General features: G+C 75.5%; 15 protein-coding genes. 6 read left to right on the forward strand and 9 right to left on the reverse strand.

What is annotated here, in order from left to right; all coding sequences use genetic code 11:
* On the reverse strand, window positions 1-3,482 hold a 3,482-nt coding region (gene hrpA / locus IDM29_RS09530; protein WP_309232709.1), incomplete at its 3' end, for an ATP-dependent RNA helicase HrpA.
* 44 nt (window positions 3,483-3,526) lie between these two features.
* Window positions 3,527-3,892, reverse strand: coding sequence for a DUF3817 domain-containing protein (locus tag IDM29_RS09535; RefSeq protein WP_188037457.1), 366 nt, complete (start codon window positions 3,890-3,892; stop codon window positions 3,527-3,529).
* Between the two features lie 119 nt (window positions 3,893-4,011).
* On the opposite strand from IDM29_RS09535, the gene soxR reads away from it, so the two are divergent.
* Window positions 4,012-4,461, forward strand: coding sequence for a redox-sensitive transcriptional activator SoxR (gene soxR, locus IDM29_RS09540; RefSeq protein ID WP_182112640.1), 450 nt, complete (start codon window positions 4,012-4,014; stop codon window positions 4,459-4,461).
* 5 nt (window positions 4,462-4,466) lie between these two features.
* Here the strand turns inward: soxR and IDM29_RS09545 are convergent, their stop codons facing one another.
* Together IDM29_RS09545 and IDM29_RS09550 are read right to left on the reverse strand one after the other, a co-directional pair.
* The gene (locus tag IDM29_RS09545; protein ID WP_188037458.1) at window positions 4,467-5,339 is read right to left on the reverse strand and encodes a transketolase family protein; all 873 of its coding nucleotides are present in this window, start codon (window positions 5,337-5,339) and stop codon (window positions 4,467-4,469) included.
* Entirely contained in the window at window positions 5,339-6,055 is a 717-nt protein-coding gene (locus IDM29_RS09550) for a transketolase (protein WP_188037459.1), read from the reverse strand. The genes IDM29_RS09545 and IDM29_RS09550 overlap by 1 nt, the downstream gene beginning before the upstream one ends.
* A 166-nt stretch (window positions 6,056-6,221) precedes the next feature.
* On the opposite strand from IDM29_RS09550, the gene IDM29_RS09555 reads away from it, so the two are divergent.
* The 3 genes from IDM29_RS09555 to IDM29_RS09565 all read left to right on the forward strand — a co-directional run bounded on the left by IDM29_RS09555 (window position 6,222) and on the right by IDM29_RS09565 (window position 8,198).
* Complete coding sequence (locus tag IDM29_RS09555) at window positions 6,222-7,097, forward strand: universal stress protein (RefSeq protein ID WP_182112643.1); 876 nt, start codon at window positions 6,222-6,224, stop codon at window positions 7,095-7,097.
* 44 nt (window positions 7,098-7,141) lie between these two features.
* Window positions 7,142-7,642 (forward strand): aminoacyl-tRNA deacylase, encoded by a 501-nt coding sequence (locus IDM29_RS09560; RefSeq protein WP_188037460.1) that lies wholly within the window; start codon window positions 7,142-7,144, stop codon window positions 7,640-7,642.
* Between the two features lie 154 nt (window positions 7,643-7,796).
* Window positions 7,797-8,198, forward strand: coding sequence for an STAS domain-containing protein (locus IDM29_RS09565; RefSeq protein ID WP_188037461.1), 402 nt, complete (start codon window positions 7,797-7,799; stop codon window positions 8,196-8,198).
* Between the two features lie 23 nt (window positions 8,199-8,221).
* Here IDM29_RS09565 and IDM29_RS09570 read toward each other — a convergent pair whose 3' ends face one another.
* The 5 genes from IDM29_RS09570 to IDM29_RS09590 all read right to left on the reverse strand — a co-directional run bounded on the left by IDM29_RS09570 (window position 8,222) and on the right by IDM29_RS09590 (window position 12,721).
* Entirely contained in the window at window positions 8,222-8,626 is a 405-nt protein-coding gene (locus IDM29_RS09570) for a hypothetical protein (RefSeq protein ID WP_182112646.1), read from the reverse strand.
* A gap of 31 nt (window positions 8,627-8,657) precedes the next feature.
* On the reverse strand, window positions 8,658-10,847 hold the full coding sequence (locus IDM29_RS09575) for an alpha/beta fold hydrolase (RefSeq protein ID WP_182112647.1): 2,190 nt from the start codon (window positions 10,845-10,847) through the stop codon (window positions 8,658-8,660).
* 146 nt (window positions 10,848-10,993) lie between these two features.
* Window positions 10,994-11,422, reverse strand: a complete 429-nt coding sequence (locus IDM29_RS09580) for a hypothetical protein (RefSeq protein ID WP_182112648.1) — start codon at window positions 11,420-11,422, stop codon at window positions 10,994-10,996.
* On the reverse strand, window positions 11,412-11,603 hold the full coding sequence (locus tag IDM29_RS09585; RefSeq protein ID WP_182112649.1) for a helix-turn-helix transcriptional regulator: 192 nt from the start codon (window positions 11,601-11,603) through the stop codon (window positions 11,412-11,414). Before IDM29_RS09585 ends, IDM29_RS09580 begins: the two co-directional genes overlap by 11 nt.
* A 113-nt stretch (window positions 11,604-11,716) precedes the next feature.
* The gene (locus IDM29_RS09590) at window positions 11,717-12,721 is read right to left on the reverse strand and encodes a putative sulfate exporter family transporter (RefSeq protein ID WP_223148158.1); all 1,005 of its coding nucleotides are present in this window, start codon (window positions 12,719-12,721) and stop codon (window positions 11,717-11,719) included.
* 158 nt (window positions 12,722-12,879) lie between these two features.
* On the opposite strand from IDM29_RS09590, the gene IDM29_RS09595 reads away from it, so the two are divergent.
* Window positions 12,880-14,079: an exonuclease SbcCD subunit D gene (locus IDM29_RS09595; RefSeq protein WP_188037462.1), complete on the forward strand. Its 1,200-nt coding sequence runs from the start codon at window positions 12,880-12,882 to the stop codon at window positions 14,077-14,079.
* Window positions 14,079-14,819, forward strand: coding sequence for an AAA family ATPase (locus IDM29_RS09600; protein ID WP_188037463.1), 741 nt, complete (start codon window positions 14,079-14,081; stop codon window positions 14,817-14,819). The genes IDM29_RS09595 and IDM29_RS09600 overlap by 1 nt, the downstream gene beginning before the upstream one ends.
* Window positions 14,820-14,824 lie beyond the last annotated feature (5 nt).

The raw sequence follows: 14,824 nt of genomic DNA on the forward strand, positions 1-14,824 counted from the left end.
GAGGCGGCCGGGCTCGCCGCGCCCGGCGACGCGGCGGCGGACTCGCGCACCGCGGCGCGGACGGCGTCCCGCACGGCGCTGCGCACCGCGTCCTCGGACTGCGGCGCCAGCCGACGCTGGAGCGCGACGAGGTCGGACCCCTCGTCGAGCACCACCGCGGACCGCCCGCGCTGCTCCACCACCCGGAAGCGCATCCGCAGGTGCGGCGGCAGCCGCGAGGTGTCCCAGGCGTCGTCGGGCACGTCGACGTCCCGCAGCGCGCGGACCGCCCGACCGAGCACGGCCGTGAACGACGGCGCCGCGTCGGCCGCGCGCACGGTGTCCTCCCACGACGGCTGGGTCTCGCGGAGCCAGGCCACCACGGCGCGCGCGACGTCCGGCGCCGGGACGAGCTGCACCCGCACGGGCTTGGGCAGCGCGCGCACGAGCGCGACGACGAGCTCCTCGTGCAGCCCGGGGACGAGCCAGTCGAACCCCTCCGGGCGCACGCGCGGCAGCACCGCGACGGGGATGTGCACCGTCACGCCGTCGGACTCGGTCCCGGGCTCGAACTGGTAGGTCAGCGGCAGACGCAGGTCCGCCTGCGGCCACACCGACGGGAACGCTGACTCGTCGACCTCGGCGTCGCCGACCAGCAGCGCCATCGAGTACGTCAGCAGGTCGGGGTCGTGGCGGCGCGCGCCCTTCCACCACTGGTCGAAGTGGCGGGCGGAGACGACGTCGGCCGGGAGGCGCTCGTCATAGAAGGCGAACAGCGCGTCGTCGTCCACGACCAGGCCGCGGCGGCGCGAGCGGTGCTCGACCTGCTCGGCCTCGGCGAGCAGGCGGCGGTTCGCGTGGAAGAACTCGTGGTGCGTGGTCCACTCGCCCTCCACCAGCGCGTGGCGGATGAAGAGCTCGCGCGCGTGCTCGGGGTCGACCTTGGCGTAGAGCACGCGGCGGCCCGCGACGATCGGCACGCCGTAGAGCAGGACGCGCTCGGTCGCCATGGCCGCGCCCTGCTTGGTGGACCACGCCGGCTCGGAGTACGTCCGCTTCACGAGGTGCGGCGCGAGCTCCTCGGCCCACTCCGGCGAGATCCGGGCGACGTCGCGCGCCCACAGCCGGGACGTCTCGACCAGCTCGCCCGCCATGATCCAGGCCGGCGGCTTCCGGGACAGCGGCGACCCGGGGAAGATCGCGAACCGGGCGCCGCGGGCGCCGAGGTACTCGTTGCGCGCCTGCGGCTTGCGCCCGGGCCGGGCGTCACGCCCCTTGGTGGGGGCGTTGGCGCGGACCTCGGTGACCTCCTGCATGCCGACCTGCGACAGGAGGCCCGCGAGCAGGGCCTGGTGGATGCGGTCACCGTCCCACGCCAGCCGCAGGGACGGCGCCTCCTCGGCGCTCACCGCGACCTCGGCGGCCCCGGTGCGACGCTGCTCGAGGGACGCGTCGACGCGCGCCTTGCGGTCCGCGCGGGCGGCCCCCGGCGCCTCGATCGGCGCCGGCGTCACAGGCGGGCGCACGACGATGCCCAGCGGCTTGGCCATCTCCTTGAGCTGCGTCACCACGTCCTGCCACTCGCGCAGGCGCAGGTAGTTGAGGTGCTCGGCGCGGCACAGCCGCCGGAACGCGCTCCCGGACAGCTCGCGCTGCTGCGCGCGGACGTAGGTCCACAGGTTGAGGTAGGTGAGGAAGTCCGACGTCGGGTCGGCGAAGCGCGCGTGCATCGCGTCGGCCTGCGGTCGCTGCTCCATCGGCCGCTCTCGCGGGTCCTGGATCGAGAGCGCCGCCGCGATGATCATCACCTCGCGCGCGGCGTCGCGCCGCCCGCCCTCGACGATCATGCGCGCGAGGCGCGGGTCCATCGGGAGCAGCGCGAGCGCGCGTCCGACGTCGGTCAGGCGCGTGCCGTCCGCCGCGGGCGTCAGCGCCCCGAGCTCGGTGAGCAGCTGGACGCCGTCGCGGACCGCGCGCACGTCGGGCGGCTCCACGAAGGGGAACCGCGCGACGTCGTCGGGCGTGCCCGCGACGCCGACCGCGACCATCTGCAGGATCACGGACGCGAGCGAGGTGCGCAGGATCTCGGGCTCGGTGAACTCGGGCCGCGACGCGAAGTCGGCCTCGGAGTAGAGCCGGATGGCGATGCCGTCCGCGACGCGTCCGCACCGGCCCGAGCGCTGGTTCGCGCTGGCCTGGGAGATCGGCTCGATCGGCAGCCGCTGGACCTTGGTGGCCTTCGAGAACCGCGAGATGCGCGCCGTGCCCGGGTCGACGACGTACCGGACGCCCGGCACGGTCAGCGACGTCTCCGCGACGTTGGTCGAGAGCACCACGCGCCGGTGCTGGTGCGGCTCGAAGACCCGGTGCTGCTCGGCGGCGGACAGGCGGCTGTACAGGGGCAGCAGCTCGATCGAGCCCGGGACCGCCGGCCCGTGGCCCAGGGCCCGGGGTCCGAGGTGGGTGGCCAGCGCGTCCTCGGCGTCGCGGATCTCCCGCTCGCCGGAGAGGAACACCAGGATGTCGCCGGGGCCCTCGGCGCACAGCTCGTCGACCGCCTCGCAGATGGCGGTCATCAGGTCGCGCTCCTCGACGTCGCCGCGCCGCGCGGGCGTGCGCTTGAGCGGCGCGTCCGGGATGTCGAGGTCGTCGTCGTCGCCCGGGGCCGCCGCGTCGTCGGGCCGCAGCGGGCGGTAGCGGACCTCGACCGGGTAGGTCCGCCCGCTGACCTCGATGACGGGCGCCGGGACGCCGTCCGGGTGCTCGGGCGTGGGCGGACCGGCGAAGTGCCGGGCGAAGCGCTGCGAGTCGATGGTCGCCGAGGTGATGACGACCTTGAGGTCGGGCCGCTTCGGCAGCAGGCGCGTGAGGTAGCCGAGGATGAAGTCGATGTTGAGGGAGCGCTCGTGCGCCTCGTCGATGATGAGCGTGTCGTAGGCGAGCAGCTGCGGGTCGCGCTGGATCTGCGCGAGCAGGATGCCGTCGGTCATGACCTTGACCAGCGTCTCCTCGGACGACTGGTCGGTGAACCGCACCTGGTACCCGACGACCGTGCCCAGCGCGCCGGACCCGCCGGTGATCTCCTCGCTGATCCGCTCCGCGACGCTGCGGGCCGCGATCCGGCGGGGCTGCGTGTGCCCGATCTGACCCGCGCGCCCGCGCCCGAGCTCGAGCGCGATCTTGGGCAGCTGCGTCGTCTTCCCGGAGCCGGTCTCGCCCGCGACGATGACGACCTGGTGGTCGCGGATCGCGGCGGCGATGTCCGCTCGCCGCGCGGAGACCGGCAGCTGCTCGGGGTAGGTGATCGGCGGCAGGACGACGTCCGCGCGGACCTGGGCGCGGCGCTCGCGGCGCGCGGCTTCGCGGCCGGCGTCGTGCACGGCGCGGGGGCCCACGTCGCGCTGGCGGTTGCCCTGCTGCTCCCCGCCCGGGCGCCCGCCGCGGGGTCGACGGCCACCGGACCGACGTCGGCCCGGTGCGGACCGCTGGGGCTCGTCACTCACGACGCACCATTCTCCCGTACGCGGGACGCGGCGCGTCGCGGATATCAGCGGGAGGGGGCGTCCACCGAGGCGGCCGCCACCTCCGCGGGGTCCGTCGCGGGCTCGGCGAGGCGGCCCGTGCGGCGCAGCCAGCGCTCGAGGGGGAGCGTCACCAGGGGCGGGACGGCGGCGGCGAGGGCGACCAGCGTCACGCGCGTGCCCCACCGCAGCCGGACGGCCGCGACCACCGCGACGACGACGTAGATCATGAAGGCGGCCCCGTGCAGGCGGCCGAAGACCTGCACCCCCAGCTCCGTCGTGTGCGTGACGTGCTTGAGCAGCATCCCCACGAGCAGCCCGGCCCAGGTCGTGGCCTCCAGCAGGGCGACGACGGCGAAGATCCGGCCGGTGCGAGAGGGCGCAGGGGTCATGGGACGACCCTACGTGCTCGGCCCCGCCCCGCCGCCGCCCGCGACGACCGGTCGTTGACCTCAACCTCGGTCGAGGTTCTACGGTGGCGGCTCGTGCCGTCCCAGGAACGGAGACCCGGATGGACTCCAACGACGTCCTGTCCGTCGGCGAGGTGAGCGCGCGCACCGGGCTCACCGTCTCGGCCCTGCACTTCTACGAGCGCGAGGGGCTCATCGCCCCGTTGCGCGGTCCGGGCAACCAGCGCCGGTACCCGCGCTACCTGCTCCGGCGGATCTCGCTGATCGTCGTCGCGAAGCGCCTGGGCATCCCGCTCTCGGAGGTCGCGGAGGTCTTCGCTGACCTGCCGATGGACCACGAGCCCACCACCGCCGACTGGAAGCGGGTCTCCCGCAGGTGGAAGGTTCGCCTCGAGGAACGGCGCGAGGCGATCGTCCGGCTCGAGAAGGAGCTCGTCGGCTGCATCGGCTGCGGGTGCCTGGCGATGCGCTCGTGCGACCTGCTGAACCACGACGACGTCCTGGGTGGACGCGGTCGCGGCCCCGTGCGGCTCGACCCGGCGGCCGGCTGACGCCGTCAGGCCGCACCGACGAGCCGCTGCCGGATCCCGCGCGCGTCGAGCCCGTGGTGGCGCGCGTGGTCCTCGGGACTGCCGTAGCGGCGCACCTCGGTGCGTCCGACGCCGACGAGGTCGAGCGCGATCGGGCGCCCGCCCAGGGCCGCGAGCACCTCGGGCGCCGCCGTCCCCTCGAGGTAGGGCTCGACCACGACCAGGCGACCGCGGTCCGCGACCAGGGCGGCCAGCCCCGGCGCGTCGAGCGGGGACGGCGTCGCGGTGTACGCGACCGCGACGTCGAGGCCCTCCGCCGCGCGCAGCGTCGCCCCGAGTGCCGGACCGACTGCGAGGACGGCCGCGCCACGCCCCTCGCGCACGACGCGGATCGTGCCGTCGGCGGGGTACGCCTCGGGGTTGGACGCGCTGGAGAGCCGGACGTACTGCCGGTCGTCCGCGCGGGCGGCCGCCCGCAGGAGCGCCTCGACCTCGTCCGGGTGGCCGGGGACGTGGACCCGCCACCCCGGCAGGGCTGCGAGGAGCGCGACGTCGGCGGGGCACTGGTGGGTGCGCCCCTCGCTCGCGGCGTCGTAGCTGGCGCCGATCGAGACCAGCACCGCGCCCAGGTCCTGGTGCGAGAGGTCGAGCTTGATCTGCTCGTAGGGCCGCTCGACGAGGAACGGCGCGTAGGAGTGCACGAACGGGCGCAGGCCCGCCGTCGCGAGACCGGCGGCGACCCCGATGAGCGCCTGCTCGCGGATGCCGACGTTGATCACGCGCTCCGCGGCGTGCGTCCCGCGGCCGAGGTCGACCGGGCCGATGTCCGCGAGGACGAGCGCGGTCCTCGGGTCCCGCGCCAGGAGGTCCGCCATCGTGGCGGTGAAGCGCGCGCGCATCAGGCGGCCTTCCGTGCCGTGCGGACCACCGTCACGTGGGGTCCGTCGGCCGGGGCCGTCAGCGCCGCCTCCAGCGCGTCGTGGTCCCTCGCGTCGGCGTGCGCGGCCGACCAGCCCTCCACCTCGAACCGGCGCGCGATCCCGCCGGGCCACCCGAGCGACGTCGAGTCGTTGTCGACGACGACGCAGCGCAGCCGGTCGAGCCGCCACCGGCCCGCGATCGCCATCGCCTCGTGGTTGCTGCCCTCGTCGAGCTCGGCGTCACCGACGAGCACGTGGACCACGCCGCCCTCGCCCGTGATGCCCAGGCCCCGCGCGAGGCCGACGGCGATCGGCAGGCCGTGCCCGAGGGACCCGCTCGAGATCTCCACGCCCGGGACCAGCAGCCGGTCCGGGTGGTGGCCCAGCGGCGACGTCGTGCCCGCCAGGTCGTCGAGCCACGCCTCGGGGAAGAACCCGAGCGTCGCGAGCACCGCGTAGTACGACGCCGGACCATGGCCCTTGGACAGCAGGAAGCGGTCGCGGCCGGCGCGCTCCGGCGTCTCGGGGGCCACGCGCAGCACCCGGGTGTGGAGCACCCACAGGACGTCCAGCGTCGAGTGCGCCGCGGCGTCGTGCTTCTCGTCGCCCGTGACGCGGGACAGGTTCCGCATGAGGGCGTCGGGGAGGTGGGCCGGCGATGTGAGCGTCGGTGCGGCGGGTGTCGTCGTCGTCATGGGTCGAGGCTGTGGCCTCGACCGCGGTTGAGGTCAAGCGTCCGGCTCCGTCCGGTCCCGGCGCGCCCCGTGGCGACAGGGGTGATAGTGGGAGGACCTGCGGGTACGGCCGGTGCTCTCGCACTCGTGCCGTCCACGCCCGCGGGCCAGGGGGAGGAGCACGACCATGGCAGGACCCGTCGTCGTCGGCGTCGACAGCACACCGTCCAGCGAGCGTGCGCTCATCTGGGGCGCCCAGGCGGCCGCGGACCGCCACACCGAGCTGCACCTGGTCCACGCGATCGGCTACCCGTCGACCGCGCTGGACCTCCTGGAGGACGAGGTCGTCGCCGCGGGCGCGGCTGACCTCGTCGCCCAGGCCGCGGACCGCGTGCGCGAGTCCTGGCCGGCCCTCCCGGTGCGGACGCACGTCGACCGGACGACGGCGGCGAACGCGCTGGGCGAGCGCTCCCGGCACGCGACGCTCGTCGTCGTCGGGGCGCAGCGGCTCACGGGCCTGGCGGGCGTGATCTCCGGCTCGCTCAGCTACGGCATCGCGGCCGCGGCCTGGTGCCCGGTCGCGGTGGTGCCGTCGTTGCCGGCCCCGGAGGCGACCGGGGTCGTCGTCGGCGTGGACGGCTCGTCCGACGGGCTCCAGGCGGTGCGCCTCGCGGCCGCGGCGGCGGACCGCACGGGCGACGCGCTCCACGTCGTGCACGCGTGGCAGGAGCCCGGCGTGTACCTCTCGGCCGACTACTACATCCCCGAGACCATCAGCGACCGCCTCGAGCAGGACGAGCGCCTGGTCCTCGCCGAGTCGGTCGCCGGGCTCGCGGACCGCTACCCGGACCTGCTGATCCAGCAGCACCTCGTCCAGGGCCAGCCCGCCGCCGCGCTCCTCGACCAGGCGGAGAACGCGCGCCTGCTGGTGGTGGGCAGCCGTGGGCGCGGCGGGCTGGTGCGTGCGCTGCTCGGCTCGGTCAGCCACACGGTGGTGCAGCGCGCGACGTGCCCGGTGCTGATCACGCGCACGCGCGAGCACGAGGTGCCGCCGCACCACTGACGCCCGGGTTGTCGCGGCGCGCGGGGCCCGGCGAGGATGGCGCCGTGACCGAGTCGACGACGCCCACCGAGGGGGAGCAGCGCGCCGTGGCGGCGCTCGAGGCCAGCGGGCTCCGCCACCGGATCGTGCGCCACGGGCCGGTCAGCAGCCTGGCGGAGGCCGCCGCGGCGCGGCGCGTCGGCCCGGACCAGGTGGTCAAGACGCTCGTCGTGCGGCGGGGCGAGGGGGACTACCTCTTCGTGCTCGTCCCCGGCGGGCGCGCGATCTCCTGGCCCAAGCTGCGCGAGCTGCTCGGCGTCTCGCGGCTGTCGATGCCCGACGCCGCCGTCGCGCGCGAGGTCACGGGGTACGAGCGCGGGACGATCACGCCGTTCGGCTCGACGCACGCGTGGCCCGTCGTGGCCGACGCGCGCGTCGCGGGCCGGCCGATGTCGATCGGCGCCGGGGCGCACGGCGTGGCGGCGACCGTGGACGGCAGCCAGATGGTGCTCGCGCTGGGTGCGACGGTCGCGGACGTCACCGACCCGGAGCCCGAGCAGCCCTGACCGGGCGGCCTCCACCGGGTCCGCCCGCGACGTCCACCGGAGGCGCACCCCTGCGTTCACCCGGGTGCGGAACCGTCGGTGTCGGCGGTTCGTCCTACCTTCTGTGGGCACCCGTCGTAGCGCGCGCACCCGTCGACTCGAGGATGAGGACCCGATGACCACCACGTCGCAGGACCGAGGAACGGCCGTGACCGGCCCCGACGAGGTGGTTGCACCCGCGGCGCCCGGCTCCTGGGGCGGCATCGAGCTCGGGACGGCGCCGGACGGCACGTCGGTCGTGCACCTGTGGGGCGACGTCGACGCCGGCCTGCGCGAGGAGGCCAGCGTGGTCATGGCCCAGGTGGTCCTGCGCGCCGGACCCGTCGTCGTGGACGCCGCGGACGTCACGTTCCTGGACTCGACGGGACTCGCCTTCGTCCTGCAGCTGGTGCGCGCCGGCGAGGAGGAGGGGCGCACGGTCGTGGTCCTCGACCCGCCGGACGGCGTGAGCGACCTCATCGAGCTCGCCGGCATGACGGACCTCATCCCGGTCCGCCGGACCACCGCACCCGACTGACCCGCGCCGACGGGAGCGGGCCGTCAGGGCGTGGGTCCGCCCGACCGGGCGGAGCGCAGGCGGGCGCGCAGACGCTCGCCGAGGACGACGTCGTGCGGCAGGCGCGCGAGCGCGTCGCCGTCCGCGACGACGCCCTCGCGGCGCAGGACGTCGGCCAGCGACGCCCAGTGGGCGCGGGCGGCGTCGTCGTGGGTCTGGCCACGGACCGGCTCGTCCGGCCCGACGACCGTCCGGGCGGTCGAGGCCACGCCGTCGACCGTGATGTAGGCCCAGATGTCGCTCGGACCGGACTCGGCCCAGCCGCGGTCGTCCAGGAGCAGCACCCGGCGCTCGTCGGCCAGCACGGCCTCGTGGCGCGCGGAGACCGAGACCTGCCGGTCGTCGGTGTGACGCTCGTCGATCTCGACGAACGTCACGAGCCGCGTCACCCCACCCACGCGGACCGCCCGCGGGCCGACGTCAGCCCAGGGTCTCGGGCAGCGGGGCCGGCTCCTCGCCGAGGACGTGCTCCGCGAGGAACCCCGTGACCACCTGGTACCAGACCTTCGCGTGCTGCGGGGTGAGGATCCAGTGGTTCTCGTCCGGGAAGTACAGGAAGCGGTGCGGGGTGCGGCCCTCGTCGTCGGCCGGCAGCTGCGAGGCGGAGAGCAGCTCGTACCAGAGGCGCAGGCCCTCGCCGACGGGGACGCGGTAGTCCTTGTCGCCGTGCACCACGAGCATCGGCGTCCGGATGTTGCCCACGGTGCGGTGCGGTGAGTACCGCTCGGCCATCTCGGGCGTCATCTCGCGCGCCCAGTAGTAGGCGGAGTCCGTGGTGGGGCCGAACTGGTCGAGCGCCCACAGGCTGGCGTGCGTCACGATCGCGTCGAAGCGGTCGGTCTGGCCGGCGACCCAGTTGGCCATGTAGCCGCCGAACGAGCCGCCCATCGCGGCCGTGCGGGACTCGTCGACGTCCTCGCGCGCGACCGTCGCGTCGGTGATCGCCATGAGGTCGGTGTACGGCTCGGCGCCCCACCGGCCCCAGCCGCGCTGGACGAACTCCTGGCCGTAGCCCGTGGAGAGCGCCGGGTCCGGCAGCAGGACGGCGTAGCCCTGGGCGACCATCAGCCACGGGTTCCAGCGCCAGGACCAGCTGTTCCACGAGCTCAGCGGGCCGCCGTGGATCCACAGCAGCAGGGGCGCCGGGTTCTCGGGTCCGCTGCCGTCGGGCAGCGCGAGCCAGCCGCGCACCTCGTGGCCGTCGGTCGCCGTCGTGCGGACCTCGGTGAGGGTGCCGGGCAGGGTGGGCGGCGGGACCGGCGCGCGCAGCACGGTGACCGTGCCGCGGGTGCGGTTCTCGTCCTCGTCCACGAGGTGGATGCGCACGGGGTGCGCGGGCGCGAGGTAGGACGCTCGCAGCGCGTAGACGACGGTGGCGTCGGGCGCGACCTGCAGGTCGGAGTACGTGTAGTCGTCGTGCGTGAGCTGGGTGACCTCGTCGGTCGCCAGGTCGACGTGGAACACCGGCGCCCGGCCGTCCTGGTCGGCGACGAGGAGCAGGCCGGAGCCGTCCGGGAGCCACTGCGCACCCGAGGGCCACCGGTCCCAGCCGGCCGCCACCTGGTGCGTCCCGCGGGCCGCGCCCTCGGCGGGCTCGGCGAGCGGCACGAGGTGCAGCGTGCGCCGCGGCGCCTCCTGCGGCGTCGAGATCGACTCCCGGACGTAGGCCACCGCGCTGCCGTCGGGCGAGATGACGGGCGAGTCGAGGTCGGCGTCGGGGTCGTCGACGAGGACGGTGCGCTGCTGCGTGTCGACGTCCAGGCGCACGAGGATCGTGCGGACGGAGCCGCGCGGCCCGGGCACGCGCCACGTCGAGACGACGAACGTGCCGTCGGGGCTGAAGTCGTACTCGGCCTCGCGCAGCGCGTGACCGGGCTGGGGCGTGAGGTCGCTGACCTTGAGGTGCTCGATGCTGAGGCTGGCGACCTCGACCGAGCGGGCGACGTCGTCGCCGGGCTTGAAGTGCCAGCCCAGGAGGTGCGGCTGGTCCGGGCCGAGGTCGTGGTCCCAGTGCCGCACGGGGTAGCCGTCGTGCAGGATCGCGGCGACCTTCTTGTCCTTGCGCAGCGCGCGCAGGCGCTCGTCGTCGGTGCCCGACGTCGCCCCGGGGAGCATGTCCGTCGCGAAGACGACGGCGGCCGAGGAGTGGGCGGTGCGCACGCCGCGCACACCCCCGGGGCGGGTCGCGACGATGCGCGCCTCGCCGCCGCCGGCCGGCAGCACCCACAGGGCGGGCTTGTCGAGGGGCTTCTCCGCGTCGTCCGTGGCGTCGGCGTTGGGACGCGAGGACGTGAAGAGGAGGTCGCCGTCGGGCGTGAACGCCGCGCCGGACTCGCCCTGCGCGCTGCGGGTCAGGCGGCGCGCGGGCCGGGCCCGGGTCGGGTAGACCTCCCACAGCGCCGTGTGGACCTTGGTCGCGTCGTGGTTCACGGTCGAGACCTGCGTGACGAGCCGCGAGCCGTCCGGGGAGAGCACGAGGCCCGACATGCGCGGCAGCGCGACGTACTCGTCCAGGTCGTGGAACGGCGTGGTGAGGGTGAGCGCGTCGGCCGAGGCCGAGTCCTCGGTGACCAGGCGGAGTCCCGGTCCGGACTCGTTGCTCGGCGTCATCTGGTTCCTCCTGGGGCGTGGCGGGCTGTGGCGGTGCGACGGGCCGGTCTCGTGGCGCAGGCGCGGGGACACCGCTGACTACATCGGCCGACGACCGGGCGTGGTTGACCCCTGGCGCAGGATCTCACCCGGGATCCTGCCATCGGCTAGCTGCGGCGGTTGACGACCACGAACGCTGCCGCGCCGACGAGGACCTGGGCGACGATCAGGAGCGTGAGCACCATCTCGACGGCTGCGCCCAGGGCGATGGTGATCGCGGCCACCCCGGTGAGCGGCGGTGCGAGCAGGCCGAGGACGGCGAGCGCCCGTGTGAGCACCGAGTCGTCGCGCTCGTCCCCGGTCTGGGTCCAGGACCGCTCGAAGGTGGTGGCGTCCGCGGGGCGCCGGGTGGCCCGCCAGACCATCACCAGCGCGCCCGCGGTCGCGGCGGCGGCTCCCCCGAGGAACCCCGTGCCCATGTTCCCGGGGACTCGCTCCTGCAGCAGGAGGCCCACGGCCACGATCAGGGCGAGGAACGCCAGGACGACGACGACGGCGACCGTGCGCCGCGTCGTGAGGGTGCGGTCAGTCGACATGGAAGATCTCCTCCACGGAGCGCTGGAAGTGGCGGGCGATGGCGATGGCGAGCGGCAGCGACGGGTCGTAGCGGCCCGTCTCGATCGAGTTCACGGTCTGGCGCGAGACGTCGAGCGCCTCGGCGAGCTCGCGCTGGGACAGTCCGGCGGCGAGCCGGAGGTCCCGCACGTCGTTCCTCATGGCGGCTCCTGATGTCAAGTGTCCTTGTCCTGACAAGGATGCTTGACTTCCCGACGCGTGTCAAGCGTCCTTGACCACCGGGGGCGGGTGCGGTCGGAGGGCGGCCGGTCCGGTCAGGGCATGGCGAGGATGAGCGCCGCCGACGCGCTCGCGGCCACGACGGTCGACGCCGCACCCAGCACGGCCGCGCGGCCACCGGTCCGCAGCAGGCGGCGCAGGTCGACCCCCGCGCCCAGGCCCACCATCGCGGCCGTGAGCAGCGCGGTCGTGACCTGCGACGCGACGTCCAGGACGACGTCGGGCACCAGGCCCGTCGAGCGCAGGGCGACCGCGGCGAGGAAGCCGAGCACGAAGAGGGGCACCAGGGGCGGCCGCGACGCCGGTGCGCCGGTGCCACCCTGCCCGCCCGCCGGTACCGCCGACCGGGCGCGCAGCACCGCACCCACGCCGGCGACGAGCGGTGCGAGGAGCACGACGCGGCCGAGCTTGGTCACCGTCGCGACCGCGAGGGCGGCCGCGGAGACCGCGCCGCCCGCCGCGACGACCTGCGCGACCTCGTGCACGCTGGCGCCGATCCACAGGCCGGCGTCGTCGTCGGAGAGCCCGAGCGCGCCCACGAGCAGCGGCAGCGCGACGAGCGCGACGGTCCCGAACAGCGTCACGAGCGCGACGGCGGTCGCGGTGTCCTCCTCGGCCTCGCCGTCGGGGTCGACGACGGCGGACATCGCGGCGACCGCCGCCGCGCCGCAGATCGAGAAGCCCGTGGCCACGAGCAGCGTGAGGCGCCGGGACACGCCCAGCACCGGCCCGAGCAGCACGGTCGCCGCGAACGTGACCGCGACGCTCACGACGATGACGACGACGCCGCGGACGCCGAGATCGGCGACCGCGGGCAGCGAGAGCTGGAGCCCGAGCAGCACGACGCCCGCCCGCAGCAGGCGCCGGGCCGCCCACGCGAGCCCCGGGCGCGTCGTCTCGGGGAGCGCGCCGACGTTGCGCAGCACGGCGCCGACGGCGATCGCCACGACGAGTGCGGAGACCGTCAGGACGCGCGGGACGAGCAGCGCCACGGCCGTGACGAGGGCCGCGACGAGCAGCCCGGGCAGGAGACGGCGCACCCGGTCGAGTCTGCCGCACGTCACGCCCCTGACCGGGTCGCGGACCGCGGGCCGGCACGGACGCGGCGAGGTGCCGCCCGGTGTGGCGGGTGCCGGTGTGGGCGACTCGCGGGGGCCGGTCACGGGGCGTGTCGGTGGGGGCGGTTAGCGTCCCGGTCATGCGCATCCTGCACACGAGCGACTGGCACCTCGGTCGCACGCTGCACGGGGTGGACCTGCTCGGGCACCAGGCCGAGTACCTGGACCACCTCGTCGAGCTGGTGCGCGCCGAGGGTGTGGGCGCCGTGGTCGTCTCGGGGGACGTCTACGACCGCGCGATCCCGCCCGTGGAGGCCGTCGACCTGCTCGCGGACGCGCTCGCGCGCCTCAGTGAGACCGCCACCGTCGTGGTCACGCCCGGCAACCACGACTCCGCGATCCGCCTCGGCTTCGGCGCCCGGCTCATGCGCGACGGCGTGCACCTGCGTGCCCGCGTCGCCGACGTCGGCCGTCCGGTCGAGCTGGCCGACGACGACGGCCCCGTGCTCGTCTACGCGCTGCCGTACCTGGACCCGGACGGCGCGCGTCGCGTGCTGGCCGACGAGGACTGCCCCGACCTCACCCCCGACGGACTCCTCCCGCGTTCGCACGAGGCGGTGACGGCCGCCGCGATGCGGCGCGTCCGGGCCGACCTCGCGACCCGCCGTGGGTCGAGCCGGCCGCGCGCCGTCGTCATGGCGCACGCCTTCGTCGTCGGCGGGGAGCCCTCGGCCTCCGAGCGCGACATCCGGGTGGGCGGCGTCGACAGCGTGCCCGCAGGCGTCTTCCGGGGTGCGGACTACGTCGCGCTCGGCCACCTGCACGGGCCGCAGCGCCTCGCGGTGACGCCCGACGACGACGGCGCCGCGCCCGTGCTGCAGTACTCGGGCTCGCCGCTGGCCTACTCCTTCTCGGAGATGCGGCAGCGCAAGGCGTCGGTGCTCGTCGACGTCGCCGAGGGCGTCACGACCGAGCTGGTGCCCGCGCCCGTGCCGCGCCGGCTCGCCGAGGTCACGGGCACCCTCGAGGAGCTGCTCGGTGCCGCGGGGGAGCCGCACGTGCACGACTGGCTGCGCGTCGTCGTGACGGACCCGGCGCGCCCGACCGAGCTCTACGCGCGGGTCCGCGACCGGTTCCCGCACACGCTCGTCGTGGAGCACCGGCCGGCGGGGGCCGCGGCCCGCGCCCGTGCCACCGCGGCGGTGACGTCGGCGCGCGACCCGCTCGAGGTCGCGGCGGAGTTCGTCGAGCACGTCACGGGCGCCCCGCCCTCGGGCGCCGAGCGTGACGTCCTGCGGCGCGCCTACGAGGACGTCCTCGCGGCGGAGCGGAGCGCCTGATGCACCTGCACACGCTCACGATCCAGGCGCTCGGACCCTTCCCGGGGCGCCACACGATCGACTTCGCGCGCCTGGGGTCCAGCGGCCTGTTCCTGCTCGAGGGACCCACGGGCGCCGGCAAGTCGACGATCATCGACGCCGTCGTCTTCGCGCTGTACGGCAAGGTCGCCTCGCGGGAGGCGACCGAGGAGCGGCTGCGCTCGGCGCACGCGCGCCCGGGCGACGAGACCGTGGTGGACCTGGTGCTGGAGGTCGGCTCGGGGGTCTACCGCGTGCGGCGCACGCCCGCGTACCAGCGCCCGAAGCAGCGCGGGACGGGCACCACCCTCCAGCAGTCGACGGTCAAGCTGTGGCGCCTGACGGACCCGGACCGTCCGGACGACGGCGAGCTGGTCTCGACGCGCCTCGACGAGGTCGGCCTCGAGCTGCAGCGGGTCGTCGGGCTCGACCGCACGCAGTTCGTCCAGACGGTCGTGCTGCCGCAGGGCGAGTTCGCCGGGTTCCTGCGCGCCAACCCCGAGGACCGCCGCGGGCTGCTCCAGAAGGTCTTCGGCACCGAGGTCTACGACCGGCTCCAGCAGCGGCTGGAGCGCCTCCGGGCGGAGGCCGGCCGGGCCCTGGAGGACGCGTCCGAGCGGGTGGCGCGCGCGGTGGACCACTTCGTCGGCGCCGCCGGCGTGCCGGCCGACGACGCGGACGCCCTGCGCGGGCTCGCGACGCGGCTGGACGCGGCCGCCTAGCTGCG

The organism is Actinotalea sp. JY-7885, from assembly GCF_014525465.1.
In the GTDB taxonomy this organism is placed as follows: Bacteria; Actinomycetota; Actinomycetes; order Actinomycetales; family Cellulomonadaceae; genus Actinotalea.

What these genes read in the sequence shown, in the direction of transcription:
- IDM29_RS09600 (WP_188037463.1), top strand. Translation starts at nt 14,079, where the DNA reads ATGCACCTGCACACGCTCACGATCCAGGCGCTCGGACCCTTCCCGGGG.
- soxR (WP_182112640.1), top strand. Translation starts at nt 4,012, where the DNA reads ATGGACTCCAACGACGTCCTGTCCGTCGGCGAGGTGAGCGCGCGCACC.
- IDM29_RS09555 (WP_182112643.1), top strand. Translation starts at nt 6,222, where the DNA reads ATGGCAGGACCCGTCGTCGTCGGCGTCGACAGCACACCGTCCAGCGAG.
- IDM29_RS09575 (WP_182112647.1), bottom strand. Translation starts at nt 10,847, where the DNA reads ATGACGCCGAGCAACGAGTCCGGACCGGGACTCCGCCTGGTCACCGAG.
- IDM29_RS09535 (WP_188037457.1), bottom strand. Translation starts at nt 3,892, where the DNA reads ATGACCCCTGCGCCCTCTCGCACCGGCCGGATCTTCGCCGTCGTCGCC.
- IDM29_RS09595 (WP_188037462.1), top strand. Translation starts at nt 12,880, where the DNA reads ATGCGCATCCTGCACACGAGCGACTGGCACCTCGGTCGCACGCTGCAC.
- IDM29_RS09580 (WP_182112648.1), bottom strand. Translation starts at nt 11,422, where the DNA reads ATGTCGACTGACCGCACCCTCACGACGCGGCGCACGGTCGCCGTCGTC.
- IDM29_RS09565 (WP_188037461.1), top strand. Translation starts at nt 7,797, where the DNA reads ATGACCACCACGTCGCAGGACCGAGGAACGGCCGTGACCGGCCCCGAC.
- IDM29_RS09545 (WP_188037458.1), bottom strand. Translation starts at nt 5,339, where the DNA reads ATGCGCGCGCGCTTCACCGCCACGATGGCGGACCTCCTGGCGCGGGAC.
- IDM29_RS09585 (WP_182112649.1), bottom strand. Translation starts at nt 11,603, where the DNA reads ATGAGGAACGACGTGCGGGACCTCCGGCTCGCCGCCGGACTGTCCCAG.
- IDM29_RS09550 (WP_188037459.1), bottom strand. Translation starts at nt 6,055, where the DNA reads ATGACGACGACGACACCCGCCGCACCGACGCTCACATCGCCGGCCCAC.